Here is a 6,053-nt window from a genome sequence, read left to right as displayed (position 1 = left end):
GTGGCCGGTCCTGCCGGACGGGGTGCCCCGCGCTCCGTCGTGCTCGCCGCGGCCGCGGACGCCGCCGGCCTGAGCCCGGTGGCGCTCGCCCGCCTGGTGGGGTACGACGACGCCCAGACGGTCTGCGCGGCCGCGCTCAAGCTCCTCCCCATGGATCCGGCCGTCGCGACCGGCTGGGTCCTCGACGCGCTGCCGGTGATCGAGGATCTCTCCCACGACGTCGCCGCGCTCACCGACCCGGCCGCCATCCCGGCGTCCGGCGCCCCCCAATTCGAGGCGTGGGCACAGGCCCACGCCGCCGCCTCCAGGAGGTTGTTCAGTGCCTGATCCCACCCTGCCGTCCGGCCGGCCCGGACCGAACCGGGCCCTGCGCCTCGGCGTCTGCGGACCCGTCGGCACCGGCAAGAGCTCGCTCATCGCGCTGCTGTGCCGCGAGCTGGCCGACGACCTCCGCATGGGCGTCGTCACCAACGACATCTACACCGACGAGGACGCCCGCTTCCTCCGCTCGGCCGGCGTGCTCGACCCCGAGCGGATCCGCGCGGTGGAGACCGGGGCGTGCCCGCACACCGCGATCCGCGACGACATCACGGCCAACCTGATGGCGGTCGAGGAGCTGGAGGCCGACTTCGACCCACTCGATCTCGTGCTGATCGAGTCCGGGGGCGACAACCTCACCGCCACCTTCTCCCCCGCGCTCGTCGACGTGCAGATCTTCCTCATCGACGTCGCCGGCGGTGGCGACGTCGCCCGCAAGGGCGGCCCGGGCATCAGCCGAGCCGATCTGCTCGTGGTCAACAAGACCGACCTGGCGCCGTACGTCGGCGTGGACCGGGGGCGGATGGTGCTCGACGCCCGTGCCGTCCGCGAGGGCCGTCCGGTTATCGCGCTCGCGCGCACCGACCGGCCATCGGTGGAGGCCCTGGTCGCGTGGGTGCTGGCGCAGCTCAAGGCCTACCTCGACGGTGCGCTCGTGCCCGCGGACCCCGGCCCGATGGCGCCGCACGCCCATGCTGACGAGGGCGTCATCCACGTCCACGCCGACGGCGACCATGCACACACCCACGACCACGCGCACTGAGACGCACCTGGCGCTCGCCCGCCCGGAGGGCGGCGGCCGGGTGGCCGTACGGCATCGCTCGGCCGGGGGTCCCGACCGGCCCGTGATCCGCCCGGTCCTGCTCACCAGCGACGCCGACGGCGCCCGCGTCTCCCTCGTGCCCGAGGGCGCGCTGCTGCTGGCCGGCGACGACGTCGCCATCGACGTCGAGGTGGGGGCCGGCGCCACCCTCGTGCTCGTGGAGCCGGCCGGCACGGTCGCCTACGACATGCGCGGCGGCTCGGCCCGCTACGACGTCCGGATCCACGTTGGCGCCGCCGGGCGCCTGATCTGGCACGGCGAGCCGTTCGTCGTCACCGCCGGCGCCGTCGTACGCCGTCGCGTGCGGGTCTCGCTCGGCCAGAGCGCCCGCCTGGCGCTGCGCGAGACGCTCGTGCTGGGTCGCCACGGCGAGGCGGGCGGGTCGCTGGACCAGCTGCTGGAGGTGACCACCGACGGCGGCCAGCCGGTGATCGCCGACGGGCTGCGCACCGACCGCCACCCGCTGGTGTGGGGAGGGCACAAGGCGATGAGCTCCGTCCTCCTGGTCGGCGCCGAGCTGCCCGAGATCGCGACGCCGCCCGAGCCGGACGGCGTCGCCACCCGCTTCGACCTGGAGGCCGGCGGGACGCTCGTCCGCTCGCTCGCCGGCCACGCCCACCGCGCCGAGCTGGATCGCGCATGGGGCGACGCGGTGGCCGCCGCGCGGGCCTGATCGGATGCACGCCATCCGGCGAGGTGCCAGACTCTGTCCATGAGACGGCCCATGAGACGCGGTGGGGCGGTGGCGGCCGTGGGGCTCGTCGTCGCGATGCTGACGGGGTGCTCGCTGGGCACGGAGGAGAAGAGCGCCGGCGACGGCTGCACGCGGGTCGTGGTGGCCACCTCCTCGGAGAAGGTCAACCTGATGTCCGACCTCGGCGACGCCTTCAAGAGCTCCCCCGAGCAGAAGGCGCTCTCCACGTGCACGACCATCGTGCCGATCAACGTCTCCTCGGGTGCCGCGACGGACGTGCTGGTGCAGGACCCGGATGAGTGGCCCGGCCTCGACGAGGAGTACTGGCCCACCGTCTGGTCCCCCGCCTCGACGATCTGGACCGACCGGGTGACCGCGGCGGGGAACGCCAACCTGATCCAGGACGCGGCGTCGTTCGCGAAGACGCCGGTCGTGCTGGCGATGCCCGAGTCGATGGCCGCCGCGCTCGGCTACCCCGGCAAGCAGGTGAGCCTGGAGGACATCGCGAAGCTGATCGCCGCACCGGACGGCTGGGCGAGCGTCGGGAAGCCGCTGTGGGGCGCGTTCAAGATCGCCAAGACCAACCCCACCACCTCGACCACGGGGCTCGAGATGATCCTGATGCAGGCCTACGCGGCGGCGAAGAAGCAGGACGGCCTGAGCGCCGCCGACATCGCCGCCGCAGCCGCCTTCTCGACCACCTTCGAGAGCGGTGCGATCCACTACGGCGACACCACCGGCAAGGTGCTGACCACCCTCTACAACGAGGGCCAGTCGGGCGAGTCGGGGTCGGCGTATGTGTCGGCGGTGGCGGTCGAGGAGACCTCGCTGCTCAACTACAACCAGGGCAACCCCGACAGCCACACCGTCCAGCCCGGCGAGAAGCTCACCCCGCCCAAGGAGAAGCTGGTGGCGGTCTACCCCTCCGGCGGCTCGATGTTCTCCGACGATCCCGCGGCCGTGCTCGGCTCGCCCTGGGTGAGCGACGCGCAGCGGGCCGCGGGCGAGGCGTTCGTGAGGTTCCTCGCCACCACCCCGGCGCAGGAGATCCTGCCGACGTACGGCTTCCGGCCCCTCGACGCGAGCGTCGACGTCACCGACCACCTCAACTCCGACGTCGGCATCGACCCCGCCCAGCCCGCCGTCGCGCTGCCCAAGCCGTCCCCCGACGTCGTCTCGGCCGCGCTCGACTCGTGGGCGACCATCCGCAAGCCCTCGGCCGTGCTCGAGCTGATCGACATCTCCGGGTCGATGCTCGACGACGCGGGCAACGGCGAGTCCAAGCTGGACGGAGCGATCGACGCCGCCAAGTCGACCCTGGCGAACGTGCGCTCCTCCGACGAGATCGGGGTCTGGGCCTTCACCACCGGCATCGCGAGCGACCACGGCGACGACGTGGTCCCGTTGCGGGAGTTCGCGCCGCTCGGCGGGGACCTGGAGTCGCTGCGCGGCACGATCGACGACCTCTCCTACGCGGAGTACGGCGGCACGCCCCTCTACGACGCCATCGGCTCGGCCTACGACTTCATGCTCCAGCACGTCGACCCGGCCCGGATCAACGCCATCGTCGTGCTGTCCGACGGCCAGGACACCGACTCTGCGACCTCGCTCGGCTCGCTCCTGGTGAAGATCGGCTCGAGCGCCAAGGAGGGCGCCGCGAAGTCGCCCGTGCGGATCTTCACGATCGCCTACGGCGAGGACGCCGACACGAAGGTCCTCGGCAAGATCGCCACCGCGTCGGGCGGGCAGGGGTTCGACGCGACCGACCCCACGAAGCTGGACGCCGTGTTCGCCTCCGTCATGAACAACTTCTGAGGCTGGGTAGGGTGCCCGCGTGAGTGACGACGTCGACGGGGCGGTGGCGGCGCTGGAGTCGTCGAACGTCTACGTCGCCGGCGGCACGTCCCTCACTGACGAGGGCGCCATCGCCTCCGCGCTGTCGGGCTCGTCGACTGCCGTGGCCGTCCTGCCCGCCGACGCGGTCCAGACGGTGAGCGCGACCCAGCTGGCTGCCCAGATCGAGTCTCAGACCTCCGGCTACGACGTGGTCATCGTCGTGATCGACGCCGCTCGTGACTCGTTCGGTGTCGCGGGCGACGACGCCACCGCCGTCGCGACCACGCTCAACAGCAACAACGACGGCGATGCCGGCCCGGCGATCGAGGCGGCGCTGCCGCAGATCACCTCCTCCACGTCGACCGCCTCCCACGACGGCGGCTCCGGATCGACGATCGCGACGGTCGGCGGGGTCGGCCTCGCGATCGTCGTCGTCGGCACGGCGGTCACCCTCGGCGTGCGCCGCCTGCTCCGGCGTACGCCGTCGCCGAAGGTCTTCGAACGCCTGCCGGAGGACCTGCGCGGCCAGATCGAGGTCCTGGACCGGATCCAGCGCCGGCACCAGGTCGCCGGTCCCGGCGCGATGCCCGCCGAGCTCGCCCAGATCCTCGGCAACTCCCGTGAGCTCTTCGAGCGCATCCGGAGGCGCGGCTCCGCCCAGCAGGCCCGCATCGCCGAGGTCGAGTACACCGACACCCTCGGCAAGCTCAACCGCGCGCTCGGCGAGGACTACTTCCTCGACATCCTCGCCCACCCCCAGCTCTGGGACGAGGCGGAGAAGCGGCTGGACAGCGTCCGGCAGGCCGTCGCCGCGACCCAGGGCCAGCTGCTGCGCAACATCCGCCAGGTGAACGCGAGCCAGGACCTGGAGTTCCAGGTCGCCCTCGAGTCGCTCCTCGGCACGATGGACCCGCCGTCGATCGACTCCGTCTACTCCCACCCGCCCGACACCGCGATCGAGACCGCGCCCGAGAAGCACCCCCCAGGAGAGACCCATGAGTGAGACCCAGCCCGCCGGTGCCGTCCCCGGCGTCGACTTCGCCGCCCTCCTCGGCGATCCCGCGCGCAACCCCGAGCCCGCCTCGCCGTTGGAGACCTCGCTGGCGACGGTCGCTCCCGAGGACGCGGCGGCCGCGACCACCGAGGAGGCCACCTTCTCCTTCCGGTCGCTGCTCAGCCCGCAGCAGCTCGCCGACCTGGAGCGGTCGGCGCCGACGGTGGCGGCGAAGATGATCGGCGACTACAACGCGATCCTCGGATTCGGGGCGCCGGTGCTCGACAGGCTCAACTCCACCTCGACCCAGCTTCTGGAGGCGCAGCGGGACATCAAGATCCCCGAGGCCGAGGTGATCGTGAACGACCTGCTCCGCGAGATCGACGGCTTCAACAAGAAGTTCCGCAACGAGAAGCTGGAGAACGCGGTCGGCAAGCTGACCCGGCTGATCAAGGGCACGGCGTACTCCATCAAGACGCTGGTCCGGGAGTCCAAGCCCATCGCCGAGAAGATCGACCTGGCGGAGGTCAAGCTGCGCGAGATGGAGCTCAAGCTCGCCGACAACGTCACCCGCGGCCAGACCCTGCACAGGAACACCCTCGCCACGCTGGAGGACGTCGTCGCCGTCCTGGCCGCGCTGGAGGAGATCATCGAGGTGTCGAAGGCGCGGTTCGCCGCGGCCGACGCCGCACTGCTCGCCGCCGGGCCTGCCGAGACGCCGGGCGACAGCTTCGCCGGCGTCACGTTCGAGGGCCGGAGCATGACGGTCGTCGAGCTCCGCGAGGTCCACGCCCAGCTGGCGGGCGGGATCACCGAGCTGGAGAAGACGTGGTTCGACTGGCGGCAGCAGTTCTTCCTCGGGTACGCGCAGGCGCCGTCGGTCCGCAACCTGATCCTGGTCTCGGCCACCATGCAGCGTCGCTGCCAGGTCTTCCGGACCATGGGCCTCCCCGCCGCGCGGAGCTCGCTGGCGATGTGGCAGCAGGCGGCGCTCGCCAAGGAGGGCGCCGAGATGGGCGACGCCGTCCAGAAGGGCGTCAACGAGCTGATCCAGGGCGCGTTCTCGAACGCTGCCGACGCCGTGGAGCAGGTCGCGAAGTCCGCCCAGGCGCCGGTCGTGAGCGAGGAGACGGTCTTCGCGATCGTTGACTCCGTCAAGCGCCAGTGCGACGGCCTCCTCGCCGCGGACCGGTGGGGCCGGGAGCAGCGGGCACGCAACCTCGCCGTCCTCGAGGCGGGCGAGAGGACGATCGGCACCGAGTTCACCGAGTCGCGCCGCCAGCTCGTGCAGAACGCCGTGGCCGCCGTCTCGGGCGCCTCGCCGTCCGCCGCGCCCCTCCCCGAGGCCGACATCCTGGAGCAGCTCGGCGTCGCGAAGTAGCGGCGCG

The 6,053-nt window shown here is 72.2% G+C and carries 5 protein-coding genes and 1 pseudogene; all 6 read left to right on the top strand.

Features of this window, described 5'->3' with window-relative positions; genetic code table 11:
• Positions 1-327: pseudogene (locus QM572_RS08090) on the top strand (urease accessory protein UreF); the annotation flags it as partial.
• Entirely contained in the window at positions 320-1,081 is a 762-nt protein-coding gene (ureG, locus tag QM572_RS08085) for an urease accessory protein UreG (RefSeq protein ID WP_415091869.1), read from the top strand. The pseudogene QM572_RS08090 and the gene ureG, both read left to right, overlap by 8 nt.
• On the top strand, positions 1,053-1,814 hold the full coding sequence (locus tag QM572_RS08080; protein WP_415091867.1) for an urease accessory protein UreD: 762 nt from the start codon (positions 1,053-1,055) through the stop codon (positions 1,812-1,814). The genes ureG and QM572_RS08080 overlap by 29 nt, the downstream gene beginning before the upstream one ends.
• Positions 1,815-1,853: 39 nt before the next feature.
• Entirely contained in the window at positions 1,854-3,650 is a 1,797-nt protein-coding gene (locus QM572_RS08075; protein WP_415091863.1) for a substrate-binding and vWA domain-containing protein, read from the top strand.
• A gap of 19 nt (positions 3,651-3,669) precedes the next feature.
• Positions 3,670-4,674 (top strand): hypothetical protein, encoded by a 1,005-nt coding sequence (locus QM572_RS08070; RefSeq protein ID WP_415091861.1) that lies wholly within the window; start codon positions 3,670-3,672, stop codon positions 4,672-4,674.
• The gene (locus QM572_RS08065) at positions 4,667-6,046 is read left to right on the top strand and encodes a toxic anion resistance protein (RefSeq protein ID WP_415091859.1); all 1,380 of its coding nucleotides are present in this window, start codon (positions 4,667-4,669) and stop codon (positions 6,044-6,046) included. Before QM572_RS08070 ends, QM572_RS08065 begins: the two co-directional genes overlap by 8 nt.
• The last annotated feature ends 7 nt before the right edge of the window (positions 6,047-6,053 follow it).

Source organism: Nocardioides sp. (assembly GCF_047607365.1).
In the GTDB taxonomy this organism is placed as follows: Bacteria; Actinomycetota; Actinomycetes; order Propionibacteriales; family Nocardioidaceae; genus Nocardioides.
This window is presented reverse-complemented; position numbering and strand designations above follow the sequence as displayed.